The 15691-nt window shown below is 73.7% G+C and carries 18 protein-coding genes; 4 read left to right on the forward strand and 14 right to left on the reverse strand.

Annotated elements, in window-relative coordinates; all coding sequences use genetic code 11:
- From hypB to FHX73_RS40075, 11 genes are all read right to left on the reverse strand, one after another.
- Nucleotides 1-801 carry a hydrogenase nickel incorporation protein HypB gene (gene hypB, locus FHX73_RS40030; protein WP_145910991.1) on the reverse strand — a complete coding sequence of 267 codons (801 nt, stop codon included), beginning with the start codon at nucleotides 799-801 and terminating at the stop codon, nucleotides 1-3.
- A 4-nt stretch (nucleotides 802-805) separates the two neighbouring features.
- Nucleotides 806-1195 (reverse strand): hydrogenase maturation nickel metallochaperone HypA, encoded by a 390-nt coding sequence (gene hypA / locus FHX73_RS40035; protein ID WP_145910992.1) that lies wholly within the window; start codon nucleotides 1193-1195, stop codon nucleotides 806-808.
- 148 nt (nucleotides 1196-1343) lie between these two features.
- Nucleotides 1344-1445, reverse strand: a complete 102-nt coding sequence (locus FHX73_RS47745) for a DUF6893 family small protein (RefSeq protein WP_425461479.1) — start codon at nucleotides 1443-1445, stop codon at nucleotides 1344-1346.
- A gap of 36 nt (nucleotides 1446-1481) precedes the next feature.
- A complete protein-coding gene (locus FHX73_RS40040; protein ID WP_342795369.1) occupies nucleotides 1482-1979 on the reverse strand; it encodes a hydrogenase maturation protease in 498 nt (165 codons plus the stop codon).
- A complete protein-coding gene (locus FHX73_RS40045; protein WP_145910993.1) occupies nucleotides 1976-3367 on the reverse strand; it encodes a hypothetical protein in 1392 nt (463 codons plus the stop codon). The genes FHX73_RS40040 and FHX73_RS40045 overlap by 4 nt, the downstream gene beginning before the upstream one ends.
- Nucleotides 3364-4014 (reverse strand): DUF6084 family protein, encoded by a 651-nt coding sequence (locus FHX73_RS40050; protein WP_145910994.1) that lies wholly within the window; start codon nucleotides 4012-4014, stop codon nucleotides 3364-3366. Before FHX73_RS40050 ends, FHX73_RS40045 begins: the two co-directional genes overlap by 4 nt.
- A complete protein-coding gene (locus FHX73_RS40055; protein WP_145910995.1) occupies nucleotides 4011-4640 on the reverse strand; it encodes a DUF5947 family protein in 630 nt (209 codons plus the stop codon). The genes FHX73_RS40050 and FHX73_RS40055 overlap by 4 nt, the downstream gene beginning before the upstream one ends.
- Nucleotides 4637-5143 (reverse strand): hypothetical protein, encoded by a 507-nt coding sequence (locus FHX73_RS40060; RefSeq protein ID WP_145910996.1) that lies wholly within the window; start codon nucleotides 5141-5143, stop codon nucleotides 4637-4639. Before FHX73_RS40060 ends, FHX73_RS40055 begins: the two co-directional genes overlap by 4 nt.
- Nucleotides 5140-6921, reverse strand: a complete 1782-nt coding sequence (locus FHX73_RS40065) for a nickel-dependent hydrogenase large subunit (RefSeq protein WP_145910997.1) — start codon at nucleotides 6919-6921, stop codon at nucleotides 5140-5142. The genes FHX73_RS40060 and FHX73_RS40065 overlap by 4 nt, the downstream gene beginning before the upstream one ends.
- Nucleotides 6922-6989: 68 nt before the next feature.
- Nucleotides 6990-8060 carry an NADH-quinone oxidoreductase subunit B family protein gene (locus tag FHX73_RS40070; protein ID WP_145910998.1) on the reverse strand — a complete coding sequence of 357 codons (1071 nt, stop codon included), beginning with the start codon at nucleotides 8058-8060 and terminating at the stop codon, nucleotides 6990-6992.
- 158 nt (nucleotides 8061-8218) lie between these two features.
- Nucleotides 8219-8884, reverse strand: coding sequence for a helix-turn-helix domain-containing protein (locus FHX73_RS40075; RefSeq protein ID WP_145910999.1), 666 nt, complete (start codon nucleotides 8882-8884; stop codon nucleotides 8219-8221).
- 67 nt (nucleotides 8885-8951) lie between these two features.
- Here FHX73_RS40075 and FHX73_RS40080 point away from each other — a divergent pair, with 67 nt between their 5' ends.
- Complete coding sequence (locus FHX73_RS40080; protein ID WP_145911000.1) at nucleotides 8952-9809, forward strand: aldo/keto reductase; 858 nt, start codon at nucleotides 8952-8954, stop codon at nucleotides 9807-9809.
- Between the two features lie 224 nt (nucleotides 9810-10033).
- Here the strand turns inward: FHX73_RS40080 and FHX73_RS40085 are convergent, their stop codons facing one another.
- Both FHX73_RS40085 and FHX73_RS40090 read right to left on the reverse strand, forming a co-directional pair.
- Complete coding sequence (locus FHX73_RS40085) at nucleotides 10034-10894, reverse strand: ABC transporter permease (RefSeq protein ID WP_145911001.1); 861 nt, start codon at nucleotides 10892-10894, stop codon at nucleotides 10034-10036.
- On the reverse strand, nucleotides 10891-11802 hold the full coding sequence (locus FHX73_RS40090; RefSeq protein ID WP_145911002.1) for an ABC transporter ATP-binding protein: 912 nt from the start codon (nucleotides 11800-11802) through the stop codon (nucleotides 10891-10893). Before FHX73_RS40090 ends, FHX73_RS40085 begins: the two co-directional genes overlap by 4 nt.
- Before the next feature lie 135 nt (nucleotides 11803-11937).
- Between FHX73_RS40090 and FHX73_RS40095 the strand changes: the two genes are divergently transcribed.
- The 3 genes from FHX73_RS40095 to FHX73_RS40105 all read left to right on the forward strand — a co-directional run bounded on the left by FHX73_RS40095 (nucleotide 11938) and on the right by FHX73_RS40105 (nucleotide 15146).
- The gene (locus FHX73_RS40095) at nucleotides 11938-13227 is read left to right on the forward strand and encodes a sensor histidine kinase (protein WP_145911003.1); all 1290 of its coding nucleotides are present in this window, start codon (nucleotides 11938-11940) and stop codon (nucleotides 13225-13227) included.
- Entirely contained in the window at nucleotides 13224-13976 is a 753-nt protein-coding gene (locus FHX73_RS40100) for a response regulator (RefSeq protein ID WP_145911004.1), read from the forward strand. Before FHX73_RS40095 ends, FHX73_RS40100 begins: the two co-directional genes overlap by 4 nt.
- Before the next feature lie 99 nt (nucleotides 13977-14075).
- Nucleotides 14076-15146, forward strand: coding sequence for a YihY/virulence factor BrkB family protein (locus FHX73_RS40105; protein WP_145911005.1), 1071 nt, complete (start codon nucleotides 14076-14078; stop codon nucleotides 15144-15146).
- A 5-nt stretch (nucleotides 15147-15151) separates the two neighbouring features.
- On the opposite strand, the gene FHX73_RS40110 is transcribed toward FHX73_RS40105, so the two are convergent.
- Nucleotides 15152-15601 carry an ATP-binding protein gene (locus FHX73_RS40110; protein WP_145911006.1) on the reverse strand — a complete coding sequence of 150 codons (450 nt, stop codon included), beginning with the start codon at nucleotides 15599-15601 and terminating at the stop codon, nucleotides 15152-15154.
- Nucleotides 15602-15691 lie beyond the last annotated feature (90 nt).

Consider the following 15691-nt stretch of genomic DNA (forward strand, 5'->3'; position numbering starts at 1 on the left):
TCACCGAGGCGCCACCGGACGGTGGCTGTGACCCGCGCCGTGCGCGTGCGAGTGCCCGTGGTCATGGCCGTGTTCGTGGTCGTGTTCGTGGTCGCGATCGTGGTCGTGCGCCTGACGGGCCATCACCGGCTGGTGCGCCGGCCCGGCTTCGGCGGCCGCCAGCGCCCGCTCCAGCAGCAGCCCGACGCCGTCCCCCCGCCGCGCGGAGGTGAACAGCACCTCCACCCCGGGGTTCACCCGCTGCACGTTGGCGAGGAACCCCGCCTCGTCGAACTCCACCGCCGCCGCCAGGTCGGTCTTGGTCACCAGCACCAGGTGCGCCAGCCCGAACGCCGACGGGTACTTGAGCGGCTTGTCCTCACCCTCGGTCACCGAGGCCAGTGCCACCCGCAGGGTCTCACCGAGGTCGTAGCCGGCGGGGCAGACCAGGTTGCCGACGTTCTCCACGAAGAGCAGCCGGGTCCGCTCGGGCAGCCACTCCGCCACGTGCCGGCGGAGCATGTCCGCCTCCAGGTGGCAGAGCCCGTCGGTGAGCACCTGGCGCACCGGCACCCCGGAGCGGGCCAGCCGGACCGCGTCGTTCTCGGTGGCCAGGTCGGCGGTCAGCGCCGCGACCGGGATGCCGCGCTCGGCGGCCAGCGTCAACTCGGCCTCCAGCAGCGCGGTCTTGCCGCTGCCGGGGCTGGAGAGCAGGTTCACCACCACGGTCCCGCGCGCCGCCAGCTCGTCCCGCAGGTGCTGGGCGCGGTGGTCGTTCTTGGCGAGTACCGCCTGCTGCAGATCGGTGACGCTGTCGCACATGGGCTCACTCCTCCTCGATGGCTGCGGTGGCGGCCGTCGCCGCTTCGGGCTCGGCCCAGTGCACCGAGCCGATCTCCAACTCCCGGCCGCTCAGCAGCACCGTGTCGGCCGAATCGCAGGCCGGGCAGGCGAGTTGTGGCGGCAGTCCGGTCGCCCAGTCGTGCCCGCAGGCCCGGCACCGGGCCCGGCCTGCCAGCCACTCGGTGGCCAGCTCGGCGCCCGCCAACACCGTTCCCTCACAGGCGAGTTCGAAGCAGAAGGCAAGCGCGTCCGGCACCACGCCGGCCAACTCGCCGACCCGCAGCACCACCCGCCGCACCGCGCCGATCCCACGCGCGCGGGCGGCGTCCGCGACCTGCTCGACCACCGCGAGCGCCAGCGACATCTCGTGCACGGGACAACTCCCTCACCTTGCCGGGGACTTTCCGGCGGCCCGGTTCATTGCGGCCCGGTTCATTACAGCCCGGTTCATTAAAGGGCGGTGGCGCGGAACCCGGTCCGCGCCACGCCGCTGCTCCAGTCGGCCGTCAGCCGTTCGGCCGCTACATCGAGCGCATCCGCAGGTAGCGCTTGAGGTCGGGCAGATTGGCGGCGGCGACGCCGACGGCGGCCGCCACGACGGCCAGTCCGAGGAACTTCAGCATGGGCGAACTCTCCTTCCGGGAGGATTGGTTGACGGTTCAGCCGGGGGTGGGTACGCCGACCAGGGCGAGCACCGTGGCGAGCGCCTCGTCGATCGCCGCACTGACCGGGGCGCTCAGTCCGATGCCCTCCTCGACGTCGGCGGGCTCGCAGCCGACCACCAGGATCCGGGCCGGCCGCCGGCCGCCGGTGCCGGCGCTGAGGGTGTCCAGCAGGGCGAGCACGGCGTCCGGCGTCATCCGGTGGCCGTCCACCGCCACGGGCCCGGCCGCCCGCTCCTGCGAGGCGTCGATCACGTGCACGGTGCCAGGGGGAGCGCCGCGCTGCATCGCGTCCAGCAGCACCACGGTGTCGTAGCCGTCGAGGATCTGGTAGGCGAGGTGGACCCCGCGCACGCCGGTGTCCACCGTGGTCACGTCGGGCGGCAGCGGCAGCCGGGCCAGCCGCTGCACCGCCTCGACGCCGAACCCGTCGTCGCCGAGGAAGATGTTGCCGATCCCGGCGACCAGCACCCGCCCGGCCTCCGGCGTGCTCACGACTCCTCCAGCAGCGCCAGCTCGTCGGGCTGGAAGTACCAGAACCGGCCCTGCAACCGCCGCAGTTCGGTGCCGGGGTCGTCCTCCAGGGTGACCGCCACGTGCACCCCGCCGTCCACGTCCTGGATCACCGCCTCCACCGTGGCCCGCCGTCCGATCAGGAAGAGGTCCTGCGCGTCGGTGCGCCGCAGCCCGGGCTTGAGCACCACCCGGGAGCCGGCCGCGACCGCCACGCCGTCCACCAGCACGTGGTCCGTGGCCGGGTCCACCGAGCTGTCGGCCTCCGGGTTCCACCAGGGCGTCGCGGTCTCCAGCGGCGAGTCCGGCGGGGCCGTCACCTCGCGCAGGCCGCGCACCGCGCCGTGCAGCCGCTCCATGATCTCCGGCGGCAGCGAGTCGGCGAGGTCGATCACGGCGGCCGCGCGGTCGTCGGTGCCCCGGGCCTCGCGCTTCTCCTGCTCGGTGAGGGTGGCCGTGCGCAGCGCCAGGATCTCGTCGATCTCCAGCGAGTCGTACAGCGCGCCCGGGCTCTCCGGCGCGATCCTCGGGTGGTCCTCCAGGATGATCGGCGAGCAGAGCAGCACGTCGTCACCGCCGTCGTTGCCCGCCAGCACCGGCCAGCCGCGCTCGTTGCGGCACTCCACGGCGGCCGGGCGGGCCCACTCGGGCGGGTCGGTCATTGACAGGAACCGACCCGCCGTCAGGCCCAGCAGCAGGTGGACGGCGACCAGGGCGTGCGGCAGCGCGGCCTCCCGCCCGTCCGGCACCGGCCGGTCCTGCCGGTACCCGTTGGCGGTCTCGGCGACCAGCCGCACCAGCCCGTACGGCCCGGGGAGTTCCACGGCCGTCAGCCGCAGCACCCCGTCCACCCGGCCCAGCTGCCGCACCAGCCGGCCCACCACGGCACCGTCCTCGGTGACCGGCTCGGTCAGCTCGGCGGCCGCGCGGGTGAAGGGCAGCTCGACCCCGCCGTCGAACAGCGCGTCGACCGGCACGGTCAGCTGCACCTGCTCCTCGACGCCCTCGTCCCACGGCACCAGCACCCGGTCCGCGAGCTCCAACCGGTCGGCCTGCGCCCAGCCGCCCTCCGGCAGCGCGGCCTGCACCGTCCGGCGCTGGGCCCGCAGGAACCGCAGGCAGATGCGCAACTCGGCGCCCGGGCGCGGCTCCAGCAGGCACTCGGTGCGCTGCACGCAGTGCTCGCCGCTGTCCTCGCACCAGCCCTCGGGCATCAGCACCCCGAACTGCCAGCGCATCCGGTTCTTGGCGGCCGAGGCCCGGTAGGGGTAGAGCACGTAGCCCTCGTAGAGCACCGCGTCGGCCACCTGACGGGCCGTCGCGAACCGGGCGTCGAGCGCCGTGCCGGCGCCGGTGTCGGTGTGGGTCACGGGGCTGCCACCTCGGGGGTCTCGGCGTGGGCGAGCAGGGCGGCGACGGTCGCCTCCCAGGACGGCAGGGCGTGCCGGGAGCGGTACTCCAGCAGCGCGTCCATCGCGGCCCCGGGCAGCCGCAGCCACCCGCAGCCGGGGAAGTGCTGCTCCACCATCTCGCGCCAGGTGTCCACGGGCAGCAGGCAGTTGGCCTCCCGGTCCCACGGCACCGGGTGGACGGCGAAGCCCTGCGGCCCGCTGAACACCGTCCCGGAGAAGAGCAGCAGCAGCGGGATCCCGCCCTCGGCCAGCGCCGCGAAGTAGCGCGCGGCGGCGACGTCCATGTCGTAACTGCACGGCACCGCCAGCTCGATCTCGGTCGAGCCGGTGAATCCCGGTACCACGGTGGAGACTTGGGCGAACTGCAGCGGGTGCATGGTGTGCGGCCAGCGGTCCCGGGTGCCGAACAGGTCGGCCAGCCGGGCCTCCTCCGCCGGGCCGTAGCGCCGCCGCCCCGGCTCGACGCGCAACTGGCAGCGCAGCGCCATCGCGTGCACCCGGGTGTCCGGCGTCTCGGCGGTGATCCGCAGGCCGAACTGCAGGGTCGGCCCCACCGCGTACCGCTCGGCCCGCACCCCGGTGCAGGCGAACCCGACCCCGCTCACGCCGGCCTCCGCTCGGCCACGCCGGCCCGCCCGCGCAGCCCGGCGAGGAACTCGCGCAGCCGGGCGCGCACTTCGGGGCCGCCGTCGAACCCGTGCCAGTGCTGGCGCAGCTGCCCGACCAGCCCGTAGGCCGTGTCCACCGGCACCAGCGCGCACAGCTCCTCGCCGTCCACCCGCACCAGCAGCAGCGCCTCGACGTCCGGCAGCAGCAGGCCGGCCAGGGCGGTGGCCTGCTCCAGCGTCTCCCAGGAGCCCGGTCCGAGGTCGCTCTCGGTCGGCCCGGCCGGGCTCGGGTAGACGGCCAGCGGCCGGCCGGACACCGAGTTGTGCAGCAGGAACGCCACACCCACCGGAATGCCCAGCGACTCCCACAGCCCGGCGCCCAGTTGAACCTGAGGGTCCGTCAGATACCGTTGTGGGACGGCGCGGAACCGCCCCTCCCCGGCGCCGTCGCGGTCCAGTAGCAGCGTGCAGGGCGGACAGGCGCAGGCCAGCGAGCGCCGCTCGACGTCCACCAGGTGCCGGTGCTCCCCGGCCAGCGCCAGCCCGCACAGCTCGCACCGCTCGACCGGCGGCGCGGGCGCGGTGAGGAACCGGCGCAGCCCGCTCGCGGCCGGCGCGCTCACCGCTGCGCCGCCGGCCGGGCGCCGATCTGCAGCAGCACCGGCTCGCGGGGCGCCTCGCCCAGCTCGACCGCCGACACCTCGGGGGCGAAGCAGGACAGCGCCGACTCGATCCGGGCCCGCACCGCGTCGCCGGACCCGCACCCGCAGCCCTGCGCCGCGCCGGCGGTCAACCGCAGCCCACCGGTGGCCGGATCGAAGCCCGCCACCTCGTAGGAGGTGGCGTCGGCGGCCGCCAGCGCCCGCCCGATCCGGGCGTGCACGTCCTCCGGGTGCAGGTCGTGCAGCACCAGCAGGCCGGCCGCCAGCTCGTCGCCGAGCAGCGCCTCCAGCGGCGCGCCGGAGCGCCCGGAGAGCAGCGACACCATCCGGGTGAGCCCCTCGCCGTACAGCGCCATCAGCGCCCGCACCAGCTCCTCGACGCTCTCCCGGGTGCGCGGGTCGGCGGTGGCGGACAGCCGCTCCAGCAGCTCGTCGACGCGGCGCCCCGCCGCCTCCACGCTCATCCGGCGAGCCCGCTCAGCCCGGTCGGCACGTGCAGGTTCTTGACGGTCTTCCCGCCGCCCACGTACATGTGCACGCCGCAGGGCAGGCACGGGTCGAAGCTGCGCACCGCCCGCATGATGTCGATGCCCTTGAACCTCTCAGGCGGGTTCTCCTCGAAGATCGGGGTGTTCTGCACCGCGTCCTCGTAGGGGCCGGGCGTGCCGTAGGTGTCGCGCACGCTGGCGTTCCACGGAGTGGGCGGGTACGGGTGGTAGTTGGCGATCTTCCCGTCCCGGATCACCATGTGGTGCGAGAGCACCCCGCGCACCGCCTCGGTGAAGCCGCAGCCGATGCTCTGGTCCGGCACCTCGAACTTCTCCCAGGTCTGGGTGCGTCCGGCCCGCACCTCACCGAGCGCCTGCTCGGCGAAGTGCAGGGCCAGCGCCGCCGCGTAGGCCTGGAAGTAGGTGCGGGCGCGGTTGCGTTCGAGCGCGTTGCTCCACTGCGGGATCTTCCACTCGAAGGTGGTCTCCGGCTTGGTGAGGGTGCGCGGCAGGTTGATCACGACGCTGTGGCCGGTGGCCTTGACGTAGCCGACGTCCACCAGTCCGGACAGCGCGGTGGACCAGAGCCGGGCGATCGGGCCGCCGCCGGTGTCCAGCGCCAGGTGCTCCTTGCCGTCGAACCAGCGCGGCGACATCACCCAGCTGTACTTGTCGTCGAAGTCGCGCTTCTGCGGGGCCGGGATGGTGTGCTGGTTCCACGGGTGCCGGGGGTCCACGGGGTTGCCCAGCGGGTCGTGGGTGACGAACAGCTCCTGGCCCTCCCAGTCCTGGTAGTAGGAGCTGCCCAGCAGGATCCGGATGCCCAGGTTGATCTGGGTCAGGTCGTTGGTGACCAGCTTGCCGTCCACCACCACGCCGGGGGTGACGAACATCCGCCGGCCCCAGTCGGTCATGTTCCGGTAGGTGAAGTCGCAGTACTCGGGGTCGTTGAGCGAACCCCAGCAGCCCAGCAGCACCCGGCGCCGGCCGACCTCCTCGTAGCCCGGCAGGGCCTGGTAGAAGAAGTCGAACAGGTCGTCGTGCAGCGGCACGACCCGCTTCATGAACTCCACGTAGCGCATCAGCCGGCTGAGGTAGTCGGTGAACAGCTGCACCGAGGCCACTGTGCCGGTGCCGCCCGGGTAGAGCGTGGAGGGGTGCACGTGGCGCCCCTCCATCAGGCAGAACATCTCCCGGGTGTAGCGGCTGACCTGGAGCGCCTCGCGGTAGAACTCGCCCTCCAGCGGGTTGAGCGAGCGCATGATGTCGGCGATGGTCTTGAAGCCGTGCTCGCCCGCGTGCGGGGCCTCGGTCCGCTCGGCCAGCTCCAGCACGCCGGGGTTGGTCTCGCGGACCATCTTCTCGCAGTAGTCCACCCCGACCAGGTTCTCCTGGAAGATGTTGTGGTCGAACATGTACTCGGCGGCCTCGCCGAGGTTGATGATCCACTCGCCGAGGTGTGGCGGCTTCACCCCGTAGGCCATGTTCTGCGCGTACACCGAGCAAGTCGCGTGGTTGTCACCGCAGATGCCGCAGATCCGGCTGGTGATGAAGTGCGCGTCGCGCGGGTCCTTGCCCCGCATGAAGACGCTGTAGCCGCGGAAGACCGAGGAGGTGCTGTAGCACTCCGCGACCCGCTTCTGCTTGAAGTCGATCTTCGTGTGGATGCCGAGGCTGCCCACGATCCGGGTGATCGGATCCCAGGACATCTCCATCAGGCCGTCTGCGCCAGGCCTGGCCGTGGGTGCGCTCATCGTCGTCCGGAGCCCTTCGGATCGTGGTGGGGTGATGGTCCGTCAACTGCCTTGTGTGCGGCGACTGGTCACCAAGGGGGGCGGTAGCCCGTGGTCAGCTCGTCGCCGGTGTGCCGCCACTTCGGCTCCTGGTCCACCGTCTTGAGGGTGAACGCGCGCAGCCGGCGCACGGCGGCGCCGTAGATCCCGCTGGCGGTGCTGGACACCTTGCCGCCGGGCGGCTCGTCCATGAACGGCATGAACTTGTCCGGGAAACCCGGCATGGTGCAGGCGATGCAGATGCCGCCGACGTTGGGGCAGCCGCCGATCCCGTCCATCCAACCGCGCTTGGGCACGTTGCACTTGACCACCGGGCCCCAGCAGCCCAGCTTCACCAGGCAGGTCGGCTGGCCGTACTCGGTGGCGAACTCGCCCTGCTCGTAGTAGCCGCCGCGGTCGCAGCCCTCGTGCACGGTGGCGCCGAACAGCCAGGTAGGCCGGAGCTTGTCGTCCAGCGGGATCATCGGCGCCGAACCCGCGGCCTGGTACAGCAGGTAGGTCAGGGTCTCGGCGAAGTTGTCGGGCTGGATCGGGCAGCCCGGCACGCAGACGATCGGGATGCCCGCCTTGGACTTCCAGCTCCAGCCCAGGTAGTCCGGGACGCCCATCGCACCGGTGGGGTTGCCCTCCATCGCGTGGATGCCGCCGTAGGTGGCGCAGGTGCCGATCGCCACCACCGCCAGCGCCTTGGGCGCCAGCCGGTCCAGCCACTCGCTGGTGGTGATCGGCTGCCCGGTCGCCGGGTCGTTGCCGAAGCCGCACCAGTAGCCCTCCGGCTTGATCGACTCGTTCGGGATCGAGCCCTCGACCACCAGCACGAACGGTTCGAGCTCGCCCCGGTCGGCCTTGAAGAACCACTCGATGAAGTTGTCCGCGCCCTGCACCGGCCCGCACTCGAAGTCGATCAGGGGCCAGTGCACCGCGATCGGGGGCAGCCCGGGCAGGGCCCGCAGCGCGATCTCCTCGATGCTGGGCTGGGTCGCGGCCGTCAGCGACACGGAGTCGCCGTCACAGCTGAGCCCGGCGTTGATCCAGAGGATGTGGATCGGGCTCTGCTCCGCCTCGGGAGCGGGCGCGGGGGACGTCTGCGCATCCGACATGGGATGCCTCCAGGGTGTGGGCGGTGGCGACACCAGAAAACGGCGTCACTGCCGTTGATAGCGCACGCCACGCCGTGTCGGCTGGCCCAGCGCGGCCAGCCGGGTGAGCGGCGCGCGCCGGGGGAGTGGGACGTCGGAGGCGGCCGTCCCCCTCGGGATCAGCGCGGAATGCCCAGCTCACCGGCGCGCAGGCCGGCCTGGAAGCGGGAGCCGGCCTCCAGCGCGTCCATCAGCTCGGCGACCCGTCGGCGGTAGGTGCGCAGCGAGAGGCCGAGGCGCTTGGCCGCGGCGGCGTCGGTGAGGCCGGCGGAGAGCGCCCGCAGGACGCTGCGGCCGTCCTCGTCCAGTTGCGGGACCTCGTCGCGCAGGTAGTCCTCCAGGTCGGCGGCGGTGTCCCAGACCGCCTCGAAGAGCGAGCGGACGCCCTCCACCAGGAGCGGCGAGGTGGTCACGGTGTACTCGCGGCCGGCGGGGGTGTGCTCCCCGGCCAGGATCATCACCCGACGGTCGATCAGGATCGTCTCGTGCGGCAGCCGCGAAGCGCTGATCCGCACCTGGGCGCCCAGGCCGCGCACCCGGCGCAGGTGCGCGCGGTCCTCCTCGTCGGCCAGCGCGACCGGGCTGAGCAGCTTGCGGGTGCTGAGGCTCCCCGTGCCCGCGGCCTGCACCTGGCGGCCGACCGCGGCCCGGGCCTGCGGCTGCGACCAGGTCCGCAGGTCCCGCGCGGCGCAGGCGAATTCGGTGCGCACCGAGGCGAAGAGGTGGCCGGCCCGGGCCATCAGCTCCGCGTCGCCGCGGACGGAGAACACTTCTTCCTTCTGCATCCCGCCAGTCTGGCAGCAAGTGGCCAGCTGCTCGCCGGCCCCCGGCGGTCGCGGACACCATGGACCCATGACGATCTCGAACTCCTCTCCCACGACCTTCCCGCTCGGCGGCGACCTGACCGTCAACCGGCTCGGCTTCGGCGCGATGCGGTTGGCGATGAGCACCTTTGACGGTCCGACACGGGCGCCGGAGACCGGCATCGCGGTGCTGCGGCGCGCCGTCGAGCTCGGCGTGGACCACATCGACACGGCCGGCTTCTACGGGCGCGGCGAGGTGCGGGCCAACGAGCTGATCCGCACCGCCCTGGCGCCCTACCGGGACGGCCTGGTGATCGCCACCAAGGTGGGCCCGCTGCGCGGCCCGGACGGCGTGCCGAGCGGGGAGGCGACGCCGGGTCAACTGCGCGCCCTGGTCGAGGCCGACCTGCGCGACCTCAGGCTGGACCGGCTCGACCTGGTCTACCTGCGGGTCGGCGGCATGGGCCCGGTGGGCGGCACGTCGATCGCCGAACGCTTCGCGGTGCTGGCCGAGTTGCGCGCCGAAGGGCTGATCCGCCACCTGGGCGTCAGCAACGTGGACGCCGCCCAGCTCGCCGAGGCCCGGGCGATCGCGCCCGTCGCCGCCGTGCAGAACCGCCAGGGCGCCGACACCGGCCTGCTGACGGAGTGCGAGCGGGCCGGCATCGCCTTCGTGCCGTACTTCCCGATCGGCGGCGGCGGTGACCCGCTGGACACCGAGCGCCTGGGCAAGGTCGCGGCCCGGCACGGCGCCACCGCCGCGCAGGTCGCGCTCGCCGCGCTGCTGGCGAGCTCCCCGGCGGTGCTGGCGATCCCGGGCACCGGGTCGCTCGACCACCTGGCCGAGAACCAGGCGGCCGGCGACCTCGTGCTCACCGAGCAGGACCTGGCCGAGCTGCGGGGCTGAGGTGGCCGGCCGGTCGGTCGTCCCCCGTGGAGATCCCCGGGACCGGGTTGCTGACGGACCGCCAGGGGCCCCGACCGACAGAATGCACCCGAACGGCCGAAGCGGGCGAACCCGGCCGCGCGGGAGGCTGGACGGGTCGGCATCCTCCCCGGACCCGACCCGTCGGCTGCCGGCGCCCGCCCACCTCCCCCCGGCGGGTGCCGGCACCGAACTGGCCCGGGCGGCTACTGGTCCCGCTGGTGCACCGTGGTCATGGCGAGCACCACCCCCACCGCCGACCAGACCGCGTACACCGTCCAGGCGCCGCCGAGCGTCGACGGGAACGGGGTGCCGGCGACATGCTCGGGCAACAGCAGCCGGCTCCACGCGTTGTACGGCAGCGCGTTGCCGACCACCGCACCCCAGTAGGTGTCGTCGTGGGCGAACAGCGGGATCAGTTCCAGCAGCAGGAACAGCGTCACCATGGTCGCGACGCTGTGCCGCACCACCGCGCCGAGCGCCAGCCCGACCAGCGCGCCGACCGGCGCGAGCAACGCGGAGGCCACCACCAGTCGCAGCGCGCCCGGGTGGTTGATCGGGACGCCGCCGTACTTCCCGGCCAGCATCGCCTCGTCCAGCCAGAACGAGACCGCCGCCAGCAGCGCGCCGAACCCGCCCGCGACCGCGGTGGTCAGCACCACCTTGGCGGCCACCACCTCGCGGCGGGCCGGCGCCGCCGTGAAGGTGGTCCGCAGCAGGCCGGTGGTCTGCTCGCTGAGGATCGCGATCGCCCCCACCGCGCTCATCGCCAGCAGCAGCAGGCTCGCGGACGGCCGGGAGAAGGCGTCGTGCAGGGCCCCGAACTTCGCGTAGTAGGCCTGCTGACTCAGCGTCAGGGTGGCCCAGTCGGCGCGGGAGGTGCGCGCGCCGTTGGCGTTCATGCCGATCACGGTCAGCGCGGTGAGCAGGAAGAACCACGGGATCGACCGCAGCGAGCGCAGCTTGATCCACTCCGCCGCCAGCAGGTCGGTGAACCTGGCCGGCGGCTCGGCGGCCGACCGCTCGCTCCTGCCCGCCCGGGGCCGGGTGTCCGTCTGGCTGGTCATGCGCCCGCTCCTGCCGCGTACTCGATACTGCTTCCGGTCAGTTCCATGAAGGCCTGTTCCAACGAGCCGGTCCGGGTGGCCAGTTCGTGGAGCAGGATGCCGCGCTCGGCGGCCGCCCGGGCGATCTCCACCGCGTCGAGCGCCGTCACCCTGAGCAGCCCGTCGGGCGACTGGACCACCTGCGCGCCCGCGGCGGTCAGGACGGCCACCAGGCCGGACGGATCGTCCGCCCGGACCTCGACGCACTGCCGGGAGCCGCGGGCCGCGAACTGCGCCACCGTCTCGTCCGCGAGCAGCCGGCCGCGCCCGACCACGATCAGGCGGTCGGCGGTGTGCTCCATCTCGCCCATCAGGTGGCTGCTCACGAAGACCGTGCGGCCCTCGGCGGCCAGCCGCCGGAACAGCCCGCGGACGAAGAGCACGCCCTCCGGGTCCAGCCCGTTCAACGGCTCGTCGAAGAGCAGCACCGGCGGATCACCGAGCAGCGCCCCGGCGATCCCCAGGCGCTGGCGCATGCCCAGCGAGTAGCCGCCGATCCGGCGGTCGGCGGCGCCGGCCAGCCCGACCTCGTTCAGCACCTCCGTCACCCGGCCGACCGCGATCGCGTTGCTGCGGGCCAGGAAGCGCAGGTGGTCGCGGGCGGTCCGGCCGCCGTGCACGTCGCCCGCGTCGAGCAGCGCGCCGACCTGGCGCAGCGCCCGGCGCAGGCTCCGGCAGTCCCGCCCGGCGACCGTCGCCGTGCCGCTGGTGGGGGCGTGCAGCCCGAGCAGCATCCGCAGGGTGGTGCTCTTGCCCGCGCCGTTGGGGCCTAGGAAGCCGGTGACGTGGCCGGCCCGCACGGTGAAGGAGAGGTCGCTGACGGCGGCGACGCGGCCGTAGCGCTTGGTGAGGTGGTTGATTTCGATCACGGGATCCACGGTGCCGCGACCGGCCCGCCCGGCACATCGGCCGACGGATGACACCGACGGCTGATCCTGCGTCAACCATGGGATGACTACTGCGGAGGACTGCGCTGACCGGGCGTCAGTCGCTACGCTCGCGGCATGTGGATCTCCCGGGCACGTCCCGCCTACCTCGCCCGCGTGTCGCCGGGCAGCTGGATGGTGCTGCTCTGGTTCGCGGTCACGGCGTACACGGTCTTCGAGCAGACCCAGACCCGGCACGGGATCTCCGTCCTCACGCTGCCGTTCGGCGACAAGGTGAACGAGGTCGTCGCGGTCCTGGCCGTGCTCGCGGCCGGCCGCCGTCGCCGTCGGCCCCTGACGGCGCTCGCCCTGCTGCTGTTCGGGACGGTGCTGTCGGTGATGGCGATGGCCGTCGCCGACATCCCGCTGCTGCAGTACCTCGTGGTGGACGTGGCGCTCTGCTACCTCGCGGCGACCCGGCCGGCCCGGACCTCGGTCACCGCCGGGGCCCTCGCGCTCGGCACCCTGCTGGGCTACTCGGGGCTGCGGGCGCTCTCCGGCATGCCCGACTACGGCAGCACCACGGTGACGGCGGCGCTGGCCACGGTCATCGCCTGGTTGATCGGGCACGCCGTCCGGCAGGACCACCGGCACTCCGAGGCGCTGCGCGAGAAGGCGACCGAGCAGGCGATCACCTCGGAACGGCTGCGCATCGCCCGGGAGTTGCACGACCTGGTGGCCCACAACATCGGGATCGTGGCGCTGCAGGCCGGCGCCGCGCGCCGGGTCTTCGACACCCAGCCGGTCCGCGCCAAGGCCGCCCTCGGGGAGGTGGAGACGGCCGGCCGGGAGACGCTGGCCGGCCTGCGCCGACTCCTGGGTGCGCTGCGCGAGGCGGACTCCGCCGAAGCCGCCAATCCCACCGAAGCCGCCGACCTCGCCGACGAGCAGTCGGCGCCGATGCCCGGCCTGGACGACCTCGCCGGCCTGGCCGCGACCACCAGTGCGGCCGGGGTGCGGGTGGAGCTGGCCTGGTCCGGCCCGCGCCGGCGGCTGCCGCCGGAGATCGAGCTGTCGGCCTACCGGATCGTCCAGGAGGCGGTGACCAACGTGACCCGGCACGCCGAGGTGCGGTCCTGCCGGGTCTCGGTCCACTACGAGGAGGCGGAGTTGACCGTCGGCGTGGTCAACCCCGGGCCGGCGGCCACCGGAACCGGCTCCCGGGGGAGCGGGGGCGGCCCGGTCGCCGGCCACGGGTACGGCATCGTCGGGATGCGGGAGCGGGTCGGGCTGCTGCACGGGGAGCTCCGGGTCGGACCGCTGCCCGACGGCGGTTTCCGGGTGAGCGCCCGGCTGCCGCTGCCCCCGGAGGCGGCGCGCACCAGCCGCCCGAGCGAACCGCGCCCCGTCCTGGAGGCGACCCGATGACCGCGCCCGAGGGGGAGGCCCCGGTCCGCGTCCTGCTCGTCGACGACCAGCCGCTGGTCCGCGCCTCCCTCGACATGATCATCACGGACGCCCCCGACCTCACCGTGGTCGGCGAGGCCGGCACCGGCGCGGAGGCCGTGCGGCTGGCCGCCGAACTGCGGCCCGACGTCGTCGTGATGGACATCCGCATGCGCCCCCGGCCCGGCGAGCGGGCGGAGCCCCCGGTGGCGGACGGGATCGCGGCCACCCGGCTGATCACCACCGCGGCCGCCGAGCGCGGGGACCAGCTGCCGCGGGTGCTCGTACTGACCACCTTCGACCAGGACGAACACGTCTACGGCGCGCTGCGGGCCGGCGCCTCCGGGTTCCTGGTCAAGGACATGGAGCTCGACGAGATACTCGCCGCGATCCGGGTGGTCGCCGCCGGCAACGCCCTGATCGCCCCGACCGTGACCCGGCGGCTGATCGGCCACTTCGCCCGCCAGGACCCCGTCCCGACCGCGCCCACCTCGGCCGGGCCCGCGGCGGAGCGGCTCACCGCGATCACCGGCCGCGAGCGCGAGGTCCTCACCCTGGTCGGACTCGGCCGTTCCAACGCCGAGATCGCGGCCGAGCTCTCCCTCACCCAGGCGACCACCAAGACCTACGTCTCCCGCCTGCTCACCAAGCTCGACGCGCGCGACCGGGTGCAGCTGGTGATCATCGCCCACCGGACCGGCCTGGTCGGGGCGGACGGGGGCAACCGCTGAGCCGTGGCGGCGGTAGATCGAGTGCGTGCGGGGCAGACGCCTGGTAGCAGCACCCGAGCGGCCCGGCGGGAGCCGGCCGCGGTACCTCCGGAGCGTGGCATGAACGTCGTCGAACGGGCACTTCGCAGCGTGGACCGCGCGCAGCAGCGGCACACCGGGCCCGCGGTGGTCGTGGGAGTGGTCAGGAAGTACGGCGACGACCGCGGCGGACTGCTGGCCGCACTCATCACCTACTACGGCTTCGTGGCGCTGATCCCGCTGCTGCTCCTGCTGTCCACCGTGCTGGGCTTCGTGCTCCAGGGGCATCCGGGAGCGCAGCAGGCGGTGCTGAACTCGGCCCTTGCCGACTTCCCGATCATCGGTGACCAGCTGCGGCAGAACGTGCACTCGGTGCGGGGCAACGGCCTGGCCCTGGCGATCGGCGCGCTCGGCCTGCTCTACGGCGCCCTCGGCATCGCCCAGGTGCTGCAGCACGCCATGGCCGAGGTGTGGAACGTGCCCGGTGTCCGGCGCCCCGGCTACTGGCCGCGCCTGCTCCGGGGCCTGGCGCTGTTCGCCACGCTGGGCACCGGGCTGCTGGTGACCACCGCCGCCGCGAGCCTGGTCGGTGCCGCGCCCGCCGGCTGGCCCGCGCGGATCGGCGCGCTGCTGCTCTCCGCGGTGCTGAACACCGCGCTCTTCCTGGCCTGCCTGCGCATCCTGACCCCGGGGACGGTGCCGCAGCGCTCGCTGCTGCCCGGCAGCCTGCTGGCCGGGCCGCTGTTCACCGTGCTGCAGGCCTTCGGCGCCGTCCTGGTCACCCATCAACTGCGGCACGCCACCCAGATCTACGGCTTCTTCGCCACCGTGATCGGCCTGCTCTCCTGGCTCTTCCTGGCCGCCCAGATCACCGTCTACGCGGCCGAGGCCAACGTGGTGCTGGCCCGCCGGCTGTGGCCGCGCTCGCTGCTCCAGCCCCCGCTGACCCGGCAGGACGAGCAGGTGCTGGCGGCCATCGCCCGCCAGCAGGAGCGCCGCCCGGAGCAGCACGTCGAGGTCGCCTTCGACGAGCCGCAGCCGCAGCCCGCGCCGAAACCCGAGCCCGAGCCCGAGCCCGAGCCCGAGCCCGAGTCAGAGCCCGAGCCGGACGCCGGGCCCGAGGACGGTGAGCACCCGCCGGCCGGTGGCTGAGCCGATCAGGACGAGGGCGCGATCTCGGCCCAGATCGTCTTGCCCTGCCGGTGCGCCTCGGCCCCCCAGCGGTCCGCGGTCTGCTCGACGATGAAGAGCCCGTGGCCGCCGGGCAGGCCGGGCCGGTGCGGGCGGCGCGGCTCGGGCAGGGCGGTGGAGCCGTCGCTGACCTCGATCCGCAGGCGGGTCGCGGAGGCGTCGAGCACCAGTTCCAGCGGCCCGCCGGCGTGCAGCATGGCGTTGGCGACGAGCTCGGCGACCAGCAGCACGATGTCCTGCCCCTGGTCCGGCGCCGGCCACGACCAGTCCACCAGCGCGGCGCTGGTGAAGGCTCTGGCCCGGGCGACCGGCTTGGGCTGGCCCGCCAGTGTCAGCCGCCGGCGCTGTCCGCCCGGCGGCAGCGTCGGGACGGGACCGGCCAGATCCGGGTCCAGGGCCTCCCGGCTCGTCGTCATGCGGGGTTCCCCTTCGGTCTCGATGCGCGGTTCGCATGTCGCGTTCCCGGCCGGCGCCATTGCATGCGTGGTGTCAGAAGTGCACTGCGG

The organism is Kitasatospora viridis (assembly GCF_007829815.1).
Lineage (GTDB): Bacteria > Actinomycetota > Actinomycetes > Streptomycetales > Streptomycetaceae > Kitasatospora > Kitasatospora viridis.

Bases quoted from the DNA above. Each gene is read 5' to 3' on its own strand.
- FHX73_RS40080 (WP_145911000.1), top strand. From the start codon at position 8,952: ATGACGATCTCGAACTCCTCTCCCACGACCTTCCCGCTCGGCGGCGAC.
- FHX73_RS47745 (WP_425461479.1), bottom strand. From the start codon at position 1,445: ATGCTGAAGTTCCTCGGACTGGCCGTCGTGGCGGCCGCCGTCGGCGTC.
- FHX73_RS40075 (WP_145910999.1), bottom strand. From the start codon at position 8,884: ATGCAGAAGGAAGAAGTGTTCTCCGTCCGCGGCGACGCGGAGCTGATG.
- FHX73_RS40085 (WP_145911001.1), bottom strand. From the start codon at position 10,894: ATGACCAGCCAGACGGACACCCGGCCCCGGGCGGGCAGGAGCGAGCGG.
- FHX73_RS40070 (WP_145910998.1), bottom strand. From the start codon at position 8,060: ATGTCGGATGCGCAGACGTCCCCCGCGCCCGCTCCCGAGGCGGAGCAG.
- FHX73_RS40105 (WP_145911005.1), top strand. From the start codon at position 14,076: ATGAACGTCGTCGAACGGGCACTTCGCAGCGTGGACCGCGCGCAGCAG.
- FHX73_RS40060 (WP_145910996.1), bottom strand. From the start codon at position 5,143: ATGAGCGTGGAGGCGGCGGGGCGCCGCGTCGACGAGCTGCTGGAGCGG.
- FHX73_RS40095 (WP_145911003.1), top strand. From the start codon at position 11,938: ATGTGGATCTCCCGGGCACGTCCCGCCTACCTCGCCCGCGTGTCGCCG.
- FHX73_RS40100 (WP_145911004.1), top strand. From the start codon at position 13,224: ATGACCGCGCCCGAGGGGGAGGCCCCGGTCCGCGTCCTGCTCGTCGAC.
- hypB (WP_145910991.1), bottom strand. From the start codon at position 801: ATGTGCGACAGCGTCACCGATCTGCAGCAGGCGGTACTCGCCAAGAAC.
- FHX73_RS40110 (WP_145911006.1), bottom strand. From the start codon at position 15,601: ATGACGACGAGCCGGGAGGCCCTGGACCCGGATCTGGCCGGTCCCGTC.
- FHX73_RS40065 (WP_145910997.1), bottom strand. From the start codon at position 6,921: ATGAGCGCACCCACGGCCAGGCCTGGCGCAGACGGCCTGATGGAGATG.